Annotated in this window: 15 protein-coding genes; 7 read left to right on the forward strand and 8 right to left on the reverse strand. The window is 71.8% G+C overall.

Annotated elements, in window-relative coordinates; translation table 11 throughout:
* Positions 1-139 precede the first annotated feature (139 nt).
* From ACTOWY_RS14405 to ACTOWY_RS14415, 3 genes are all read left to right on the forward strand, one after another.
* Positions 140-1,327, forward strand: a complete 1,188-nt coding sequence (locus ACTOWY_RS14405; RefSeq protein ID WP_441310122.1) for an ROK family protein — start codon at positions 140-142, stop codon at positions 1,325-1,327.
* A gap of 18 nt (positions 1,328-1,345) precedes the next feature.
* Entirely contained in the window at positions 1,346-1,891 is a 546-nt protein-coding gene (gene mug / locus ACTOWY_RS14410; RefSeq protein ID WP_441310123.1) for a G/U mismatch-specific DNA glycosylase, read from the forward strand.
* A 143-nt stretch (positions 1,892-2,034) separates the two neighbouring features.
* Positions 2,035-3,798 carry a S8 family serine peptidase gene (locus ACTOWY_RS14415; RefSeq protein WP_441310124.1) on the forward strand — a complete coding sequence of 588 codons (1,764 nt, stop codon included), beginning with the start codon at positions 2,035-2,037 and terminating at the stop codon, positions 3,796-3,798.
* 236 nt (positions 3,799-4,034) lie between these two features.
* Here the strand turns inward: ACTOWY_RS14415 and ACTOWY_RS14420 are convergent, their stop codons facing one another.
* The 8 genes from ACTOWY_RS14420 to ACTOWY_RS14455 form a co-directional block, all read right to left on the reverse strand.
* On the reverse strand, positions 4,035-6,638 hold the full coding sequence (locus ACTOWY_RS14420; RefSeq protein ID WP_441310125.1) for a LuxR C-terminal-related transcriptional regulator: 2,604 nt from the start codon (positions 6,636-6,638) through the stop codon (positions 4,035-4,037).
* 13 nt (positions 6,639-6,651) lie between these two features.
* Entirely contained in the window at positions 6,652-9,405 is a 2,754-nt protein-coding gene (locus ACTOWY_RS14425) for a discoidin domain-containing protein (protein WP_441310126.1), read from the reverse strand.
* Between the two features lie 299 nt (positions 9,406-9,704).
* Positions 9,705-10,148 carry a DUF4383 domain-containing protein gene (locus tag ACTOWY_RS14430; protein ID WP_441310127.1) on the reverse strand — a complete coding sequence of 148 codons (444 nt, stop codon included), beginning with the start codon at positions 10,146-10,148 and terminating at the stop codon, positions 9,705-9,707.
* Positions 10,149-10,184: 36 nt separating this feature from the next.
* The gene (locus ACTOWY_RS14435) at positions 10,185-11,600 is read right to left on the reverse strand and encodes a nitrilase-related carbon-nitrogen hydrolase (RefSeq protein WP_441310128.1); all 1,416 of its coding nucleotides are present in this window, start codon (positions 11,598-11,600) and stop codon (positions 10,185-10,187) included.
* On the reverse strand, positions 11,584-12,165 hold the full coding sequence (locus tag ACTOWY_RS14440; protein WP_441310129.1) for a TetR/AcrR family transcriptional regulator: 582 nt from the start codon (positions 12,163-12,165) through the stop codon (positions 11,584-11,586). The genes ACTOWY_RS14435 and ACTOWY_RS14440 overlap by 17 nt, the downstream gene beginning before the upstream one ends.
* 27 nt (positions 12,166-12,192) lie before the next feature.
* Positions 12,193-13,626, reverse strand: coding sequence for a DHA2 family efflux MFS transporter permease subunit (locus ACTOWY_RS14445; RefSeq protein WP_441310130.1), 1,434 nt, complete (start codon positions 13,624-13,626; stop codon positions 12,193-12,195).
* Positions 13,623-13,796, reverse strand: a complete 174-nt coding sequence (locus tag ACTOWY_RS14450; RefSeq protein ID WP_441310131.1) for a hypothetical protein — start codon at positions 13,794-13,796, stop codon at positions 13,623-13,625. Before ACTOWY_RS14450 ends, ACTOWY_RS14445 begins: the two co-directional genes overlap by 4 nt.
* On the reverse strand, positions 13,793-15,169 hold the full coding sequence (locus ACTOWY_RS14455) for an amidase (protein WP_441310132.1): 1,377 nt from the start codon (positions 15,167-15,169) through the stop codon (positions 13,793-13,795). Before ACTOWY_RS14455 ends, ACTOWY_RS14450 begins: the two co-directional genes overlap by 4 nt.
* Positions 15,170-15,238: 69 nt before the next feature.
* Here ACTOWY_RS14455 and ACTOWY_RS14460 point away from each other — a divergent pair, with 69 nt between their 5' ends.
* The 4 genes from ACTOWY_RS14460 to ACTOWY_RS14475 all read left to right on the forward strand — a co-directional run bounded on the left by ACTOWY_RS14460 (position 15,239) and on the right by ACTOWY_RS14475 (position 18,833).
* Positions 15,239-15,631, forward strand: coding sequence for a MerR family transcriptional regulator (locus ACTOWY_RS14460; protein WP_441310133.1), 393 nt, complete (start codon positions 15,239-15,241; stop codon positions 15,629-15,631).
* A gap of 327 nt (positions 15,632-15,958) precedes the next feature.
* Positions 15,959-16,849, forward strand: coding sequence for a siderophore-interacting protein (locus ACTOWY_RS14465; protein ID WP_441310134.1), 891 nt, complete (start codon positions 15,959-15,961; stop codon positions 16,847-16,849).
* Complete coding sequence (locus tag ACTOWY_RS14470) at positions 16,849-17,841, forward strand: ABC transporter substrate-binding protein (RefSeq protein ID WP_441310135.1); 993 nt, start codon at positions 16,849-16,851, stop codon at positions 17,839-17,841. The genes ACTOWY_RS14465 and ACTOWY_RS14470 overlap by 1 nt, the downstream gene beginning before the upstream one ends.
* The gene (locus ACTOWY_RS14475; RefSeq protein WP_441310136.1) at positions 17,838-18,833 is read left to right on the forward strand and encodes a FecCD family ABC transporter permease; all 996 of its coding nucleotides are present in this window, start codon (positions 17,838-17,840) and stop codon (positions 18,831-18,833) included. Before ACTOWY_RS14470 ends, ACTOWY_RS14475 begins: the two co-directional genes overlap by 4 nt.
* Positions 18,834-18,855: the final 22 nt, after the last annotated feature.

The following is an 18,855-nucleotide window of genomic DNA, read 5'->3' on the forward strand; positions in this document are numbered from 1 at the left end:
CGCGGTAGGAATAGTAAGGAAACTATCCTAACTCTACGGGAACGCACAGGGCAAGGGGTTGTGCAAACCATTGCGCTTGACCGATCAACGCAGTTCTCCGTACGGTGCGTAAGTAAGGTTTCTTTACCCCGGAGGTGTCATGAGCAGTCCAGTCCGGGGTACGCCAAGCCTGATGCGGGCGATCAACGACCGCGCCACCCTGCGTGCGCTGCTGGAATCCGGTTCGCTGACCCGGCCGCAGATCGTCGCGCTGACCGGGCTGTCCAAACCCACCGCCTCCCAGTTGCTGGCCCGGCTGCAGGAGATCGGCCTCGTCATCAGCGATGGCATCCGCAGCGGCCGCACCGGCCGCAGCGCGGAGGCGTACCGGATCAACCCGGCCGCGGCCCAGGTGGCCGCGATGGACGTGACCCCGGAACGGATCGAGATCCAGATCGCCGACCTCACCGGCACCGTGATCGGCGCGGCCACCCTGCCCGCCACCGGACCCACGCCGGACCCGGTCACCCGGCTGCGCGCCGCGCTGGCCGCCGCCGACCCGCCGGGTGGTTTGGACCGCCTGGTCATTGGCGTGCAGGGCGCGGTCAACCCGGCCACCGGGCGCCTGGACTACGCCACCGACGAGGACATGCCGGGCTGGCAGATCCCTGACCTGGCCCCGAGTCTGAGCCAGGCGCTCGGCGTGCCGGTGGTGGTGGAGAACGACGTCAACCTGGTCGCACTGGCCGAACAAGCGCACGGCGCCGCCGCGGGCAGCCCGGACTTTGTGCTGCTGTGGGCTGATGAGGGCCTGGGCGCGGCACTGATGCTCGGCGGCCGGCTGCATCGCGGGGCCACCGGCGGCTCCGGCGAGGTCGGCTACCTGCCCGCACCCGGCGCGCCCACCGCCCGCGAGGTGGGCCGGTTCGGTCACCACGGATATCAGGCGCTGGCCGGCGGTCCCGCGATCCAGGAATTGCTGGCCGGGCACGGGATCACCGCGCCGGACTTCCGGCAGGCGGTGGCGAACGCGGCCCGGCGGGCGGTGGACGGCGACCCGGCGGCGAGGACCGGGTTGCGGGAGGTCGCCGAGCGGCTGGCGGTGGGGCTGGCCGAGATCACCGCGGTGCTGGACCCCGGACTGATCGTGCTGGCCGGTGGGCTGGCACTGGCAGGCGGGGAGGTGTTGCGGGAACTGGTGGAGCGGGAACTGCACGCGCTGACCATCCCGCGCCCGCCGCTGCGACTGTCCACTGTGGAGGGAAATCCGGTGCTCGCAGGCGCGCTGGACCTGGGACTGGGCCAGGTGCGGGACGAGCTGTTCGGCGCGGCCATCCCCGCGGGCTGACGGGTAAGGTCCTTCGGTGTGGCCAAACCGACCGCGGCCGAGCTAGCCGCCGCGACCACCAGGACCCTGCCCGACGTGATCGCGCCAAACCTGGCGGTGCTGTTCTGCGGCATCAACCCCGGCCTGTACTCCGGCGCCACCGGCCACCACTTCGCCCGGCCGGGCAACCGGTTCTGGCCCACCCTGCATCGCTCCGGCTTCACCCCGCGGCAACTGCAGCCGAGTGAGCAGCTGGAGTTGCTGGAGTACGGGCTGGGCATCACCAACGTGGTCGCCCGCACCACCGCCCGCGCGGACGAGCTGACCAAGGACGAGCTGCTGGCCGGGGCGCTGGCACTGACCGAGCGGGCGCGGCGGTACACGCCGAAGTTCGTCGCGGTGGCCGGGATCTCGGCCTACCGCGGCGGGTTCGGCAGGCCCAAGGCGGTGATGGGTCCGCAGCCGGAGCTGATCGGCGGCTCGCGGCTGTGGGTGCTGCCCAATCCGAGCGGGCTGAACGCGCACTACCAGGCCGCGGACCTGGCCGCCGCGTTCGCCGAACTGCGGGCGGCGGCCAGGTCGTGAGCGGAATTCCGGTCAGGACGGGGCCATCCCGGCGGGATTGGGTAGTACCACCCACGGTTTCCGGCATTGCTGGCGGCGTTGATCCGGCCGCAGGGTGGTGCTCCCGCGGTGTTGGCCGCGGGTCCCTGCACTAGGAGGATCCCGTGCGGATCAGATCAGCACTGCTCGTGGCGCTGGGGGTGGTGGCGCTGGGCGTCACCGTCCCGGTCGCCGAGGCGGCCGGGCCACCGGCGGACCACCTCGTCACCCTGACCGACGGCAGCACCGACCCGGCCGCGCTGGCGGCGCGGCACAGCACGCGGGTCGGGCACGTCTACCGGCATGCCCTCACCGGCTTCGCCGCTTCCCTGACGCCCCAGGCGGTCGCGGCGCTGCGGCGCGATCCGCGGGTGCGCTCGGTGGAACCGGACCAGGTGGTGCGCACCACCGCGCAGACCACGCCCACCGGGGTGGAGCGGGCCTTCGCCACCAAGAACCCCAACCTGAAGATCAACGGCGTCAGCGACTACAGCGCGGACGTGGACGTCGCGGTGATCGACACCGGGGTGGACGGCAAGCACCCCGACCTGACCGTGGTCGCCCGCGCCAACTGCGTGAACAGCAGCAGCTGCACCGACAACGCGGGCAGTGACGGCCACGGCCACGGCACCCACGTGGCGGGCACCATCGGCGCCAAGGACGACGGGACCGGGGTCACCGGCATCGCGCCCGGCGCGCGGATCTGGTCGGCCAAGGTGCTCGACGACAGCGGCAGCGGCCAGCTTTCCGGGGTGGTCGCCGGGGTGGACTGGGTGGCCGCGCACGCCGAGGAGATCGAGGTGGCCAACATGAGCCTCGGCTGCGAGAACTGCACCAACGACGCGCTCACCCAGGCGATCTCGGCCGCGGTGAACAAGGGCGTGGTGTTCGCGGTGGCCGCGGGCAACAACCACAAGGACGCCAAGACGTTCTTCCCGGCCAACCACCCCGAGGTGATCACCGTCTCCGCGCTGGCCGACTTCAACGGCCAGCGCGGCGGCGGCGCGGCCTCGACCTGCCGGGCCGACCAGGACGACACCCTGGCCGACTTCAGCAACTTCGGCGCCACCGTGGAGATCGCCGCACCCGGCACCTGCATCCTGTCCACCCACCTCAACGGCGGCTACCAGACACTGAGCGGCACCTCGATGGCCGCGCCGCACGTGGCAGGGGCAGCGGGTCTGCTCACCGCCAACGGCAACCGGGCCACCGACCGGGACGGCGTGCGCGCGGTCCGGCAGCGCCTGATCGACACCGCGAACACCGACTGGACCGACGATTCCGGCGACAACGTCAAGGAACCACTCCTGGACGTCAGCTCCGCCCAGGACTACCCGGCCGGTCCCGCCGACCCTGGCAGGCCCACCGCCGCCTTCACCGCGAGCTGCTCCACCAGCAACACCACCTGCTCCTTCGACGGAAGTTCCACAAAGGACAGTGACGGCACCATCACCGGCTACGCCTGGGAGTTCGGCGACGGCGGCACCGCCACCGGCAAGACCACCTCGCACGACTACGGCAAGTCCGGGCACTACAGCGTCCGGCTCACCGTGACCGACAACGACGGCAAGACGCACAGCACCCGCCGCTTGGTCAAGGCAGGTGACCTGCCGCCGAGTGCCGCTTTCACCAGCCGCTGCAACCGGGGGAGTTGCTCCTTCGACGGCAGTGCCTCCAGCGATGAGGAGGGCCCGGTCTCCGGCCACGCCTGGAAGTTCGGCGACGGCGCCACCGGCACCGGCCCGACCGCGTCACACAGCTATCCCAACGTCGCCGCGAACTACACGGTGACCCTGACCGTCACCGACAGCCGCAACCAGACCGGCTCGACCAGCCGGACCGTCCGCTGCCACAAGCACATCAGCGTCCCGCTGTGCTTCGCCAGCTGATCAGCTGACCGCGGTGCGACCGGGCCGGTCCCGGTCGCACCGCCAAGCATCAGCCCGGTCCGTACCTCGCCGGCGTGTTGGCCGTTGTCGTACCCCGTGTTGGCCGATCTGGTACCACTTGGGCCAACTGGTACGCCCACTTGGGTCAACTCGGCGTACCAGTTGGGCCAACTCGCCGTCCATAACGGCCAACACGCCGTACGACAACGGCCAACACGATGGCGGGTGGGTGTTGCTTAGGTGGGTAGGGTGATTTCGCTGCGGGTGGGGACGCTGAGTTTGTGTAGCAGGCTGGCGACGTGGCGCTCGACTGTGCGTGGGGACAGGAACAGCAGGGCGGCGATCTCCCGGTTGGTGCGGCCGGTGGTGATCAGCCGCGCCACCTCCCGTTCGCGGGGGGACAGCGCGCCGCCGTAGCCACGCCGACCGGGTCCGCCGCCGGGTGCGCCGAAGTGCTCGCGTCGCAGGCGTTCGCAGCGGGCCACGTCCCAGGTCGCGCCGAGTCCGCCGAACAACCGCACCGCCTCCGCCGCGCGTTGCCCGGCCTGGGTGCGCGCGCCGAGGGTGAACAGGCTGCGGGCCAGTGCTTCCAGGGCCCTGGCCTGTTCGTAGGGGCGGGGGAGGGCGGCGAATCGGGCTGCTGCAGCGGTCAGTAGTTCCACCGGGTTCTCGGTGTCCAGAAGTCCCTGTCCGTGGCATAGCACCGCTTCGCCGAGTGGGCAGTCCCGCCCGGTGATCCCGGCCGCGAACTCGGCCAGCAACTCCCGTGCGGCACCGTGTTCGGCCTGTCCTAGCAACGCTTCCACGCCCGCGTCCACCAGTTCGGCCGCCCACACCCACACGCCCTTGCCCCGCACCAGGGCCAGCGCGCTGTCCAGGTCCGCCGGCCTGCCCTGGGCGGTGGCCAGCCGGATCCTGGTGGCGGCCACCGCGAACACCGCCGAGCCGCACCAGCCGGGCCCGGCGAGCAGCTCCTCGGCCGCAGCCCAGTCACCGGCTGCGAGGGCGAGCCGGGCCAGCACCAGGCGGGATTCGGCGGCCGAGCGCGGGTTGTGCGGCCCGGCGGCCAGATGCGCGCGCACCCGCTCGGCCAGGCCGGACCAGTCCCCGGTCACCAGGGCCAGGCGCAGCCGGTTGGTCTCGGCCACCTGCGCCAGGTAGGGGGCCGCGGTGACCTCGGCCTCGGCCAGGAAAGCGGCCGCGGATGTGTGGTGGCCCAGGGTGATCGCGGCGTCGGTGAAGTTCAGCCGGCCGCGATGCAGTTCCAGCCGTGGACCGGCGGTGGGCAGTGCGGCCCAGGCCCGGGGATCGCCGAGTTGCAGCAGCGCGGTCGCCCGGTTGACCTCGATCGCGGTGCGCAGACCTAGATCGGCGCGTGTCGGCCCGACGCGGTCCAGTTCGGCCAGCCAGCGCAGGTGTTCGGCGACTGGGGCCGCGCCCAGGTGTGGCAGGGCCAGTGCGGACATCGCCCTGGCCGCCAGCGCGGGCCGCCGCCGCAGCTCGCCGACCGCGCGCACCATCTGGGTCCGGCCCGCGTCGGCGTCCCCGGCCTGGTTGGCCAGCAGCAGACCCAGGTGCAGCCGCAGTTCGCCATGCACACCGGCGGGCAGTGACTCGTCGGCGACCAGCTCGCGCAGCACGGTCACGGTGTCCTGGTCGGACCAGCTGCCCACGGTCAGCCTGCCCAGCCGACTCGCCAGGGTTGCCCGGACCCGGTGTGGCAGACCCGCCTCGCCGAGCAGTTCGCGCAACGGCCCCACCGCTACGGCGGGGGTTCCGGTCCGCACCGCGTGCTCGGCGGCGCGTTCGGCGTGCCGGGCCGCCGCGACCAGGTCACCGGCCGCGCGGTAGTGGTGGATCCGCTCGGCGCCGTCGAGCACCCGCGCGATGGCCCGGTGCGCCGACCGCCGCCGGGCGAGTGGCATGGTCGCCGCGACCGCGAGTCCCAGCAATGGCGGCCGGAACTCGAAGGCGCCGTCCACCCGGACCGCGAGCAGTCCCGCGTCCACCGCTCGGTCCAGCGCCGTCGCCGCCCGCTCCTGGCCCACCCCGCACACCCGCGCCGTCACCGCCACGCTGATCGGGTCCCGCGGCAGGGCCGCCGTCAGCACGATCGCCCGGTCGGCCACGGACAGCTTGTGCAGGCAGATGGTGGCCAGTTCCAGCACACTCCTGGGCAGTCCACTGTGGACCAGTGTGCCCGCCGGATCCGGATCATCAGGGTAGGTGTGGTCCAGTACTTCGCTGAGCAGCAACGGAATGCCGCCGGTCAGCCGGTGCAGCCCGGCCACCCAGTGCGCCGGGGCGCTGCCGTGCCGTTCGCGGGCCAGCCCGGCGACCTCGGCCGGGGTCAGCGCGGTCAGTTCGATCCGGTGGCCCGGCGCCCACCGCGCCTGGGGTGGTGCGGTGACCAGTAAACCGACCCCCGGCGGCAACCGGGTCGCGGCGCAGCGCAGCACCTGCCGGGAGCACCGGTCGGCCTGGTCGAGATCATCCAGCACGAGCAGCGCGGAACCCGCGTCGGCGAGCAGTTCCCGCAGTGCCAGGCAGATCCGGTACTCCGAGCGCTCTCGCCGGTCCACCGCGGTGAGTACCGCGTGGCCCAGCACCGGATCGCACCCGGCCTCGACCAGGCCGCGCACCACCTCGCGCAGCAGCACATGCGGTTCCGCGGGCAGCCCTCGGCAGCCGATGAGCACCCGCACCCGGGCCCGCGAGGCAGCGCGGACCTGGGCGGCGAGCCAGGATCTGCCCAGGCCCGCCGCCCCGTCCACCAGCACCACGGCGGGCGGGTGCGCGAGCAGCTCGCCCACCCGCCCAACCAGCGCCTGTCTGTCCACTGTGGACTATTCCTCAGCGCTTCAGCCGCCACGCGCCGATCTCGGCCGCACTGGTCCAGGTGCCGCCGTTGATCTCGCTGAGCGCCCGCAACTTCAGGTATCGCCCGGATTTCGCCGGGAAGCTGACCACCTTCTCGCCCTTGTCCGCGGCGAAGTTCCCGGTCGCCACCGCCGGTCCCCAGTCGGTGCCGTCGGCGCTCACGTAGACCTCATAGCCCTTGATGCCGCCGTTGACTCCGCTGTCCTGCCGGGGCAGGTAGGACAGCCCGGTGACCGCGTGCGCGGCGCCCAGGTCCAGCTGGATCTCGTGCGGTAGCGCGGATCCGGTGCCCGACCAGGCCGTGTGCCACTTCGTGCCGGGGTCGCCGTCGATGGCGTTGGCCGCGGCGCCGTTCTCGTTGGCGGTCTCCTGGCTGTCCACCTGCTTGACCGTCCAGCCGGTCTTGGCGATCGGCTCATCGGCCCGGCTCGGGATCGCCTGTGGCACCGGCAGAGTCACCCCCTCGGCGGTGACGGTGAACTCGGACCCGGTGGACTGGGTGCCGGTGCGCACGTGCAGCACGCCGTCACCGAAGAACCAGCCATTCGCCGCCGCGTCGTAGTCCGCACGCTTGGCGTACCCGGTCAACCTGGTGCCGCCCAATGAAACCTGTCCCGGCGCGCTCGCCACGTGCACTGCCAGCTCGTAACCTCGGCTGCCCGGCTTGCCCGCGTAGTCGCCGGTGGAAGCGCCCACCCGCACCGTGACATCGCCGCGGCCACTGGTCGGCGCGGACACCCGCACCGGCTGCTTGGCGTACTCGCCGCGCTGGAACTTCCGGGTCACGCCGTCGTCCTCGTACAGCTCGAACGCGGAGTTCCCGTGGGGGTAGACGTCGAAGGTGATCGGGGTCTTCGGCTTCTCCCGGTGGTGGTTGGCCTGCGGCCACATCGGCACGATCGCGCCGCCCTTGACGAACAACGGCAACCGGTCCAACGGCGCCTGGTAACCGTCGAAGGTGCCCGGACCCTGGTACACCGTGCCGGTCCAGTAGTCGGTCCAGGTGCCGGCGGGCAGGTAGATGCCGTCCCTGGTGCTGCTCGCCGAGGTCACCGGCGCGACCAGGAAGGCGTCCCCGGCCAGGAACTGCTGACTGGTCTGGTTTCCTCTGGCGATCGGATCGTTCGGGTACTCCAGCACCATCGCCCTGGTGGTCGGCACCCCGGTCTCGTGCGCCACCCGCGACATCGAGTAGAAGTACGGCGTCAGCCGCATCTTCAGCTTCAGGTACTTCCGGTTGATCTCCTGGTGTGCCGCGTCGAACCGCCAGGGCTGCTTGTCCTGGTAGGCGGCGCTCGGGTTTTTCGCGCCCCAGCCGGACATGCTCATCAGCACCGGGGTGAACGCCTTCCACTGCAGATCGCGCGCGTAGGTGTCCGGGCTGCCGGCGAAGATGCCGTCCACATCGCCCGCGGCGTAGTTCAGCGCGGACAGGCCCGCGCCGGTGATCGCCGGGACGTGCCAGCGCATGTTGTCCCAGTCGCCCTCGGTGTCCCCGGTCCAGACCACCGCGTTGCGCTGGGTGCCCGCCCAGCCGTCCACCGTCCAGACGAACCGCCGCGCGTCACTGTTGTCCTCGATGCCGGAGACCGCCTGCTGCACGCCCTCGAACGCCTTCTGGTACCCGCCGCCGATCCAGGCCACATCGGTCTTGATCATCCGGGAGCCCGCGGTCACCTCGTCCTTGACGTTCTTCAGTCCCGTCGAGGTCCACAGGCCGGTGTAGAAACCCTTGTCGTGCAGGGACTTCACCGTGTCCGGCAGGCCGGTGTAGCCGCAGCCGTAACCGTCGTTGGGCAGGAACCAGCCCGCTGGCATGTCCGCCGCCCGCGCCTGTTCGGCGTACTTGAGCACGTCCGGGGTCTTCTGGTGGTCCACCCGGTTGTGATCACCCTGGTACTCCGGGTTGCTCGCGTTCCAGCAGTCCGCGTGCCCCATCTCCAGGCCGTACACCGGTGCCAGGAAAGGCTTCCCGGTCACATCGGTGTACCGGTCGAGCACATCCTTGAGTCCGGCCCCGGCGAAGTACACCGCGTCGAACCGGCCCTCCTCATGGGTGGTCTGCACCGGCGCGGTGAAGGAGTAGCTGCCCGGCGTCCAGGTGTTGCGCACCACGCCATAACCGTTGGTGGACAGATAGAACGGGGCCGGACTGGCGTTGTTGTTCTCGTTCCACTTGTTGTCCACCCGCACCGGCACCGTCTTGTCCCGCAACGCCCACGCGCCCAGCCGCAGACCGGTGCCGTAGAACTGCTCGTCCGGGCCCCGGCTCAACCGCTGCCGAGCGGCGCCCGAGGACCAGGTCAGTCCGGCCGACTCCTGCCACACCAGGGTCGTGTTGTCCTTGCGGTACAGGGCGAACCGCAGCGGCTGCTTGTACGCACGCAGCACCACCGCGTCGGTCTCGATCTTGTAGTACTCGCTGGTCTCGGTGACCGTGGTGGTCACCGGGCCGAAGTCGGTGGCGGTCAGGATGGCCCGTCCGGCCGGATCGCTGAAGGTGCCGCCGGGGCCGAGCCAGAGCCGGAACACGTCCGGCTGCAGGAAAGCCACCCGGACGCGGTCGGCGCCCGCGCTCACCGTCACGGTGGCGCCGTTCTGGCTGATTCCGGTGATGTGGCCGAGCGTGCGCTCGGCGGGCTGGGCCTGGGCCGGTTGCCCGATGGCCAGTAACGCGAGGAGGGAGACGACGCCGATCAGGCGCCGCACAGGTCTGGACACTCGCATGCCGTACTCCCTGGCGGGGATGAAGTGTGCGCGAACATGCTTCAAAGTGCCGCCGACGGTACATTTTCGCGCAACCTTGAGGAAAGACGCTACCGAGGGGTACGGGGAACCGGCTTTTCAGTTCAAGTTCGGTGTCAGGTCGCGTTCGGTGGATCCTGGTCGCGATCGCCGGGCCCAGATCGCCCCTGGCCGCGCCGCCGCAGCGGCCACGTACAACACCGGTACGAGGCCACCACGTCGACACGACCAGGAACAATCTGGACTCCGGCGCTCATCGACCACTATCCACCGAACACGACCTAGCCGAGTTCGCGCGCGGCTCGCCCGCCGAAACCGAAGCCCAGCGCGCCCAGACCCAGGGCCAGCAGCAGGTGCAGCCAGTCGTCAGCCTCGTTGAGCGGGAGGAAGTTCGCCGGGCTGTTGTCGCTGACCACCAGTCCGTAGAACCACAGCATCAGGAGCAGCAGCCCGCCGCCGATCAGGTACAGCGCCGCGCCGCGGGTGCTGCGGGCCAGGACCAGCGCGGCCAGGCCGAAGGCCAGGTGCACCAGGTTGTGCAGCACCGAGACGGCGAAGACCCCCAGCAGCAGGGCGCCGGAGCGGTGACCGGCGAAGGCGAGCGCCTCGGTGTTCGTGGTCAGGCCGGGGATGAATCCGGCAACGCCGACCAGCAGGAAAAACAGCCCTGCCGCCTGGGCGGCGGTCTGGACCGGGGTGCGCGGAACCGTTGTGGCGGCGGACATCTGGGCTCCCTGGCGGCCGAGGAACGTAGCCCCGGACTACCCGTGTCCCGCACCGGTAAACGCCTCGGCCCGCCGTGGCCAGAGCAGGCCGCCGAGGCTCAGGGCGAGGCTGAGCCAGGCGAGCCAGTCGCCGAAGCGGGTGAACGGGGTCGCGCCCGGCCCGGTCGGCAGGTCCGCGACCACGGTGACGAAGGGGGCCGGGCCGTCGGTGCGGGCCTCGGCCAGCACCCGGCCGTACCCGTCGGCGAGCATCAGCCTGCCGGTGCGGGCCGACCACACCGTGGCCTGCCCGTGCTCCACCCCGCGCAGCAACATCATCCGGCTGTGCTGCCAGCCGTTGTCCACCTCGTCGGCGGCCGGGACCAGCAACAGTCCGGTGCCCGCCGCGGCGTAGCCCCTGGTCGGATTCGCCAGGTTGACGTCCGCGCAGATCTCGATGCCCGTCCCCGCCCGGACGAGCAGTTCGTGGCCGCGCACGCTGACCTGGTCGTGGTGCTTGAGGTAGGACACCGGCTCGCCGCCACCGGCCGGGAACAGCAGGGCGTGGTTGTACTTGACCGCCCCGTCCCGGCGCGCGAACCCCACCACGATGTCCAGCGCCCGGTGCGCGGCGAGCTTGCGCATCGGCTCGACCAGCGCGGCGGGCCGCGGCTCCGGCGCGCCGAAGGACGCCTCGGGCAGCACCACCGCCCGCACACCCGCCGGCAGCGCGGCGATCCGCTCCGCGTAGGCGGCCACCAGGTCCCGGCCGGCCGGGGTGGCCAGGTCCGGCGCCCAGTGCCGCTGGTTCGTGGAGATCGCGGCCACCCGCTGCACCGGACCGGCGGGTTCGGCCAGCCGGAGCGCGCCCGCGCCCAGCGCCGCCGCGAGCAGGACCACCGTGACCACCCCGACCCGCACCCCGGCGGCCCAGCGCACGCCCGGCGCGAATGCCGCCGCGATCGCCGACGGCACCAGCAACACCAGGAACTCCACGCCCCACAGGCCGGTCAGCGCGGCGGTCTGCAGGACTAGGGGCACGTCGCCGAAGTGGTTGGCCAGGGTGCCCATCAATCCCATCGGATTGACCACCGACACCAGGTACACCGCGCCGGTCCACAGCGCGGGCGCGGTCAGCGCGGCCACTAGCGGACGGCCCCGCGTCACCTGCCGGTGGAAGCCCCAGACCGCGAGGGCGAACACCAGTGCCGTGCCCAGGTTGAAGATCAGGCCCACCGGCCACAGTGGGGTGTCGTGCGAGCGCAGCTGGAACGCCCAGCTGTTCGCGGTGCCCGCCAGGTAGGCGAGGAATCCGGCCCCGGCGGCTACCCCGGCCGGGACGCGGGAAGCCAGTAGCAGCACCGGTAGCGGGGCCAGCCAGGTCAGGGCCGGGATCGGAGACATCCCGGTGCCGAAGTAGAACAGCACCGCGGCGGCCATCGTCGCCAGCACGCGGTCACGTCCGGACGCCATCGAGCACCCTCTCGATCGTGCGCCGGCACAGCGCGCGGAATTCCTTGGGAGACAGAGCGATCCGGCCGCCGTGGTAGAGCTGTACCAGGCCCATGACGGGGGTGGTGATGGCCAGGGTGACCTCCAGTGGATCACCCGGCCGCAGCACGCCGTCCCGGATGCCCTGGGCCACCGCCTCGAACGCGGGTGCGAAGGTCGGCGACTCACCGGACCGGAAGTCCGCCGGGAACCGCCGCACCCCTTCCCTGGGCTCGGTGATCACGAAGGTGTACAGGTGTGGCTTGCCCAGCGCGAAATCCAGGAAGTCCGCGAGCAACCCGTCCACCCGCTGCTGGAAGGTCCGGTTCGGGCGCCGCCGCCCCCAGGTCGCGACGACCTCGGCGACGGCGGTGTCGACCACCTTGCGCAGCAACGCCTCCCGGTTCGGGAAGTGCCGGTAGCTGGCCATCGTGGTCACCTCGGCGGCGGCGGCCACCCGCCGCATGGTCACCGCCTGCGCGCCCTCGGCCAGCAGGATCGACAGCGCTGCTTCGGCGATCCGGTCCGCCGTCCCCCTCGCGGTCATGTGTACAGCGTACACGTGCCCGCGAGGTCAGGGGGCGCTGCGGGCAGGCGCGCTGCGATCGCGTTGCGGCGTGGTGGATTCGCCGCGGGGGAGGGCGACCGCGGCTACCAGTGCCGCGGCGACCAGGAAGACCGCCGACAGTAGGAAGGCCGCTGAATATCCCGTGGCCAGCGCGGTGCGGCTGCTCGCGCCACCCTGGTTCGCGGTGATCGACGCGGCCAGGGTGCTCAGCACGGCGAGGCCAATCGCGCCGCTGGTTTGCCGGACCGTGTTGAGGACTCCGGCGGCCAGGCCGTTCTGGTGTGCGGGCAGGCCGGTGGTGGCGGCCACCGTGATCGGGGTGAACGCCGCCGCGCTGCCCAGTCCCAGCACCAGGCCGGGCAGCGCGACGGCGAGCAGGTACGGCCGGTCCACCCCCAGGAGGACCGCCGTACCAGCGAATCCGGCCGCACCCACCAGGCAGCAGAGCACGGTGGCCCGGCGCGCGCCGCAGCGCACGGTGAGCGCGCCTGCCGCCCGCGCGCCCACGCACATCGCCACCCCGATCGGCAGGTAGCCGAGCCCGGCGGCCATCGGGGAGTAGCCGGAAACGTAGTGCAGGTACAGTGAAAGCAGGATCGGGCTGGCGAAGAAACCCAGGCCCAGCAGGAACATCACCGCGTTCGCGGCGGCCACCGAGCCCAGCCGGAACACGCCGAGCGGCACCAGCGGATCGGCCGCCCAGCGGGCCTGGTGCAGCAGGAACACCGCCAGCACAAGGATTCCGCCGACCAGCGGGACCAGCACGGACGGACTGCCCAGTCCGGCTTGGGCGATGTTCATCACCGCGTACACCACGCCCACCAGTCCGGCGGTGGCGAGCACCGCGCCCACCACGTCCAACCGCACCGGGACGGTGGCGCGATCCCGCGGTGGCAGTACCCGCAGCGCCAGCGCCATCGTGGCGGCCCCGATCGGCACGGTCACGAAGAACACCCAGCGCCAGCTCAGCCAGTCGGTGAGCAGCCCGCCGAGCACCGGACCGCTGGCCGCGCCGATGGCGCCGACCGCGCTCCAGGTGGCCAAGGCCCTGGCCCGCGCGGCCGGTTCGGTGAACGTGGTGGTCAGCAGGGACAGCGTGACCGGCATCAGCAGCGCGCCGCCAAGTCCCTGCACAGCCCTGGCGGCCAGCAGCAGACCCGGGCCGGTGGCCAGGCCGCCGATCGTGCGGGCCACGGTGAACAGGCCGAGGCCGAGCAACAGGATCCGGCGTGGTCCGAACGCGTCCGCGCAGCGCCCGCCCAGCAATAGGAATCCGGCGAAGGCCAAGGTGTAGGCGTTGACCACCCAGGGCAGCGATTCCGGGCTGAAGCCCAGCGCGGTGCGGATCTCCGGCAGTGCCACGGACAGGATGGTGGCGTCCATGATCACGAGGAATGAACCGGCGCAGGCGAGCAGCAACACCAGGCTGGATGTCCTCATTGGACGGTGTCCTCGCTGTCGTGTTCGGGAATCGGTACCGCGTACAGGGCATCCATCGCGGCCCGGCGGCCGGGATAGCTCGCGATCAGCCCGTCCAGCTCGGCGCCCTGGGCGGGCAGTCCGGCCGCGGTCAGCAGGTTCCGCACCACGGCGCCAGAGTCCTCGGTCATGCCAAATCCTCCACAGTGGACAGTGGTCGATGCCAGTCGGTGTGTTCCTGGAAGGCCGCGCCGACCCGGATGAGCAGCTCCTCGCCGAAGTCCGGTCCGGCGAGTTGCAGGGACAGCGGCAGGTCCTCGGCGGTGCGACCCATGGGCAGCGCCAGCACCGGGTTACGCACGCTGTTCCAGTACGGCGTGTGCAGCAGTCCGAACAGCCCGTCGTTGTCCTGGTGCCCGGCCGGGGTGGTCAGCGCGGACAGCGGCGGCGCACCGGTGGAGGCGGTCGGGCAGGCGAGCACGTCGACCTCGTCGAACAACGCGGCCACAGCTGCCCGCCCGGCCCGGCGAACCCGTTGTGCCTGCACGTAATCCGCGCCCGAGACCAGTGCGCCGTTGGCCAGCAGCCCACGGGCGGCCACGGTGTAGTCCGCCCACCGCGTGCCAAGGCGGTCGCGATGGTAGGCCAGGCCCTCGCACTCGGCCGTGACCAGCGTGGCGGTGATCAGTTCCGGCCAGAGCGGCAGCCGCACCTCGGTCAGTTCCGCGCCCAGTCCGGTCAGCACGTGCAGGGCCGCGTCGAAGGCCGGTGCCACCGCGGGATCGCCGTGCGCCGGGAAATGATGCTCGCGCACCACGCCGATCCGCAGCCCGGTCAGGCCCTCGTCGAGGCGTGGCAGGGTGAACGAGGTCAGCGCGGCGAGCACCGCGGCGCAGTCCAGCGCACCGTGCGCCAGCGGACCAACCCGGTCCAGGCTCGGCCCCAGCGGCACGCAACCCGCGGCGGGCACCCGGCCGTAGGTGGGAATCAGCCCGGTGACCCCGCAGAACGCGGCAGGCATCCGGATGCTGCCCGCGGTGTCCGAACCGATCCCGGCCAGGAACATCCCGGCCGCCACCCCACTGGCCGAACCCGAACTCGACCCACCCGGCCAGCGCGCCGGATCCCGTGGATGCCGCGGCACCGGGAACGGCTTTGCGGCATCCGGCAGGCCGATGCCGAACTCCATCAACGTGGTCTTGCCGGTGAGCACCGCCCCCGCCGCCCGCAGCCGCGCCACCACCGGCGCGTCCCGGCCACCGTGGAATTCGGGGTCGGACACCAGGCTCTGCGCCGTGGTCGGCGTCCCGGCCAGCGCGATCGAGTCCTTCACGCCGACCGGGATCCCGTGCAGTGGACCGCGATCCAGCCCGGCCGCGAATTCCCGGTCCGCCCGCGCCGCCGCTGCTCGGGCCTGGTCGTCGAGCCTGGTCAGGTACACGCCGAGCCGACCATCCAGGCGGTCGGCGGTGGCCAGCGCGGACTCGGTCAGCGCCACACTGGTGATCTCCCCGGCCCGCAACGCGGCGGCCGCGGCCAGTAGCGACCTCGGCTGGTCGATCATCGGCAACCCCTCCCCGATTAGGTGAGGCTTACCTTGCAAGCTCAACCCGGGTTGAGGTCAACTGTGCTGGTGGACACGCTCTGCTCGATCCGGACCACTGCCGCCCACTTCGGCCTGCCGGTCTCCACGCTGCACTACTGGGAGCGCCGCGGCCTGATCACCCCGCACCGCCGCGGTGGCCGCCGCTACTACGACACCGACCAGCTCTACCGGATCGCGGCCATCCGGCACTGGCGCGACCTCGGCCGGTTCAGTCTGGAGGAGATCGGCGTGCTGCTGGCCGGACGCACCGCCACGCACGACTGGCTGGCCACGGTCAGCGCGCGGATCGCGTTGGTGGACAAGGAGATCCAGCAGCTGGAACGCACCGGCGCGTACCTACGGCACCTGCTGACCTGTCGACAGGACGTGCCGGAACGGTGCGCGACCTTCCGCGCGGAGCAGGAGATCCCGTCGCCGTAAAACCACGCGACCAGAAGTCCCGCCGCCAACTCGCGGGCGTGTTGGCCGTTGTCGTACACAGTCTTGGCCGAACTGGTACGCCGTTCGGCGAACTCGCCGTCCAGATCGGCCAACTCACCGTCCGGAACGGCCAACTCACCGTCCGGAACGGCCAACTCACCGTCCGGAACGGCCAACTCACCGTCCGGAACGGCCAACTCACCGTCCGGAACGGCCAACACGGGGGTGGGATGACCGGGTGACCCCGGGCTACTCGCGTTAGGCGAGGCTAACCTATGCTGCGAAGGTCGCGGCGCTGGTCGCCGCCTGGGGACGCGAGGAGTGCGAGTGGGACGCGAGGACCACCGGCACCGACATCTGGACCGGATCGCCGAGGTCCGGGCCGGGTCGAGTGCCGAGAAAGTGCCGTATCCGATCGGGATCCGGGAGACCGAGGTGCTCGGCGCCCGGATGGTCGGTTCGGGCCTGCTCCGGTTGACCCTTGGCGGTCCCGGCACGCTCGGTTTTGAGGCGCACGCGCCGGATGAGCACATCAAGCTGATCTTCCCGGACGCCGGGGGCGTGCTGCGGCTGCCCGAACCGAACGGGCTGATGCTGCGCTGGCCGCGACCCGCGCCGGTCTCCCGCGAGTACACCGTGCGCCGCCACGACCCGGCCACCGGCGAGATCGACCTCGACATCGCGCTGCACCCCGGCGGGCTCGGCTCGGACTGGGCCCAGGCTGTGCGGCCGGGGGAGCGGGTGCACGTCGCGGGCCCGCCCGGCGGCCGGATCGTGCCGCCCAACTACGACCGCTACCTGCTGGCCGGGGACCTCACCGCGCTGCCCGCCATCGCCAGGTGGCTGGAGGAACTGCCACGTACGGCCGCGGGCTGGGCGTTCATCGAGGTCGCCGACGCGACCGAGCAGATCGAACTCGCCGCGCCCGAACGGTTCGAGGTGCGCTGGCTGCACCGGGGCGAACTGCCCGCGGGCACCGGCGGCCTGCTGGCCGACGCGGTGCGCGCGGTGCGCTGGCCCGCGGGGGAGCGGGTGCACGTCTGGATCGCCGGCGAGGCCGGGCAGATCAAGCCACTGCGCGGCTGGGTCCGCGATCTGGGGCTGGCCAAGGGTGATCACGACATCACCGGCTACTGGAAGTACGGCGTCGCCGACTTCGACGAAGACCACGAACACGAGCACGAACACACCGCCGCCGCTGGAAATGAGGACCGCTGATGTCCACCCGCCGATCCGCCCGCCTGTTAGGCGCCCTGCTGGTCTCCCTCGCCCTCGCCGCCACCGGCTGCGGCGCGGGTGACGCCAAGGACAACGCGGTCGAGACCCGGGTGGTCAAGGCCGACAACGGGGACATCACCATCCCGGCCAAGCCCAAGCGGGTGATCGCCACCGGCTACGCGGTGCCGGTGCTGATCGAGTCCGGCGCGCCGCTGGTCGGCGTCTCCTCCTGGACCCGTGGCCTGCCACTGATGTCGGCCACGGACCGGGCCAGCTACGACGGCCTGAAGAAGGTCGCCGGGGAACAGGCCAAGGAGACCAACTACGAGGCCATCGCCAACGCCCAGCCCGATCTCATCGTGATCGGCGTGCCCGCGCCGGTGCTCGGCGACATCGACCTGGCCCGGCTCAAGACCGTCGCGCCGGTGGTGGCCATCGGCCCGACCGTGCCCTCGGCCTGGAAGGAACTCTCCCGCCGCCAGGCCGACGCGGCGGGCGCGCTCACCGGGTTCGACGCCGCCCAGACCAAGTACCAGGCCAGGGCTGCCGAACTCGGCGCCAAGTACAAGGGCGTGCTGCCGCAGCTCAAGCTCGGCCACCTCGGCGCGTACGGCGAGGTCGCCAAGGGCCAGTTCCAGCACGAGTTCAACGGCTCCTGGGGCACCAACATCGCCCAGGACATCGGCGCGAACTACTACGGCCAGGTCAAGAAGAAGGGCGGCGGCTCCAAGGACGTCAGCGAAGCCTCTTCCATCGAGGAGCTGACCACCGCCTACGCCGAGGCCGACGCGATCAGCTACTCGGTCAAGCCGGACGGTTCGGTGCCGCCGCCGGTGCAATACGTGCTGGATTCGGGGCTGTGGAAGAACCTGCCCGCGGTCAAGGCGGGCCGGGTCTACCCGTTCCGGCTCACCGAGGCCGCCACCTACACCTCGGCCCTGCAGACCCTGGACGCGATCGACACCGCGTTCACGCCACTGCTGGCCAAGTGAGCGCTCGGCGACTCCCGGCCCGGCAGCTGACCGTGCTGCTGGGCGCGCTGGTGCTGCTCGCCGTGGTCGCGGTGCTCAGCCTCGGCGTCGGCGCCAACCCGGTCGCCCCGGCCGAGGTGCTGCGCGCACTGGTGTCCTACAACGGATCCAGCGCACACCTGATCGTCTGGGACATCCGGGTGCCGCGCGCGGTGCTGGCCGTCGGGGTCGGCGCCGCGCTGGCCACCGCGGGCGCGGTGATCCAGACCCTGTCCCGCAATCCGCTGGCCGAGCCCGGAATCCTCGGGGTCACCGCCGGCGCCGGGTTCGCGATCACCGCGGGCTCGGCGTTCGGCCTGGCCGCCACCCAGAGTGGACAGCTCGGTCTGGCCGTGCTCGGCTCGGCGCTGGCCGCGCTGCTGGTCTACGCGGTCGGCCGCCAGTCCCCGCTGCGCCTGGTGCTCACCGGGGTGGCGCTGAGCGCGGTGCTCACCGGCGTCTCGCTCGGCCTGCGGCTGATGGTGCCGGAAGTCCTTGACCAGTACCGATTCTGGTCGGTCGGCTCGCTGGCAGGCCGGGAGCAGGCGCCGCTGACGCTGCCGCTGGTGGTGATCGCGCTCGCGCTGGGCGGGACGCTGCTGGTGAGCCGGTCGCTCAACGCGGTCGCGCTCGGCGAGACGGTGGCGCACGCGCTGGGCGTGCACGTGGCCAGGGTCCGGCTGATCTCGCTGGTGCTGATCACCGTGCTGGTCGGCGCGGCGACCGCGGTGGCCGGGCCGATCATCTTCGTCGGCCTGATGGTGCCGCACCTGGTCCGGCGGCTGGCCGACGGCTCGATCCCGTGGCTGCTCGCGCACACCATGGTGCTCGGGCCGGTGCTGCTGCTGATCGCGGACACGCTGTCGCGGGTGCTGCTGGTCACCGGCGAGGTGCCGGTGGCGATCGTGACCGCGTTCCTGGGCGGCCCGGTGCTGATCTGGGCGGTCCGGCGGTACGGGACGGAGTCGTTGTGAGCGGCCTGCTGAGCGTCTCCCT

The organism is Crossiella sp. CA198 (assembly GCF_052078295.1).
Taxonomy (GTDB): Bacteria; Actinomycetota; Actinomycetes; order Mycobacteriales; family Pseudonocardiaceae; genus Crossiella.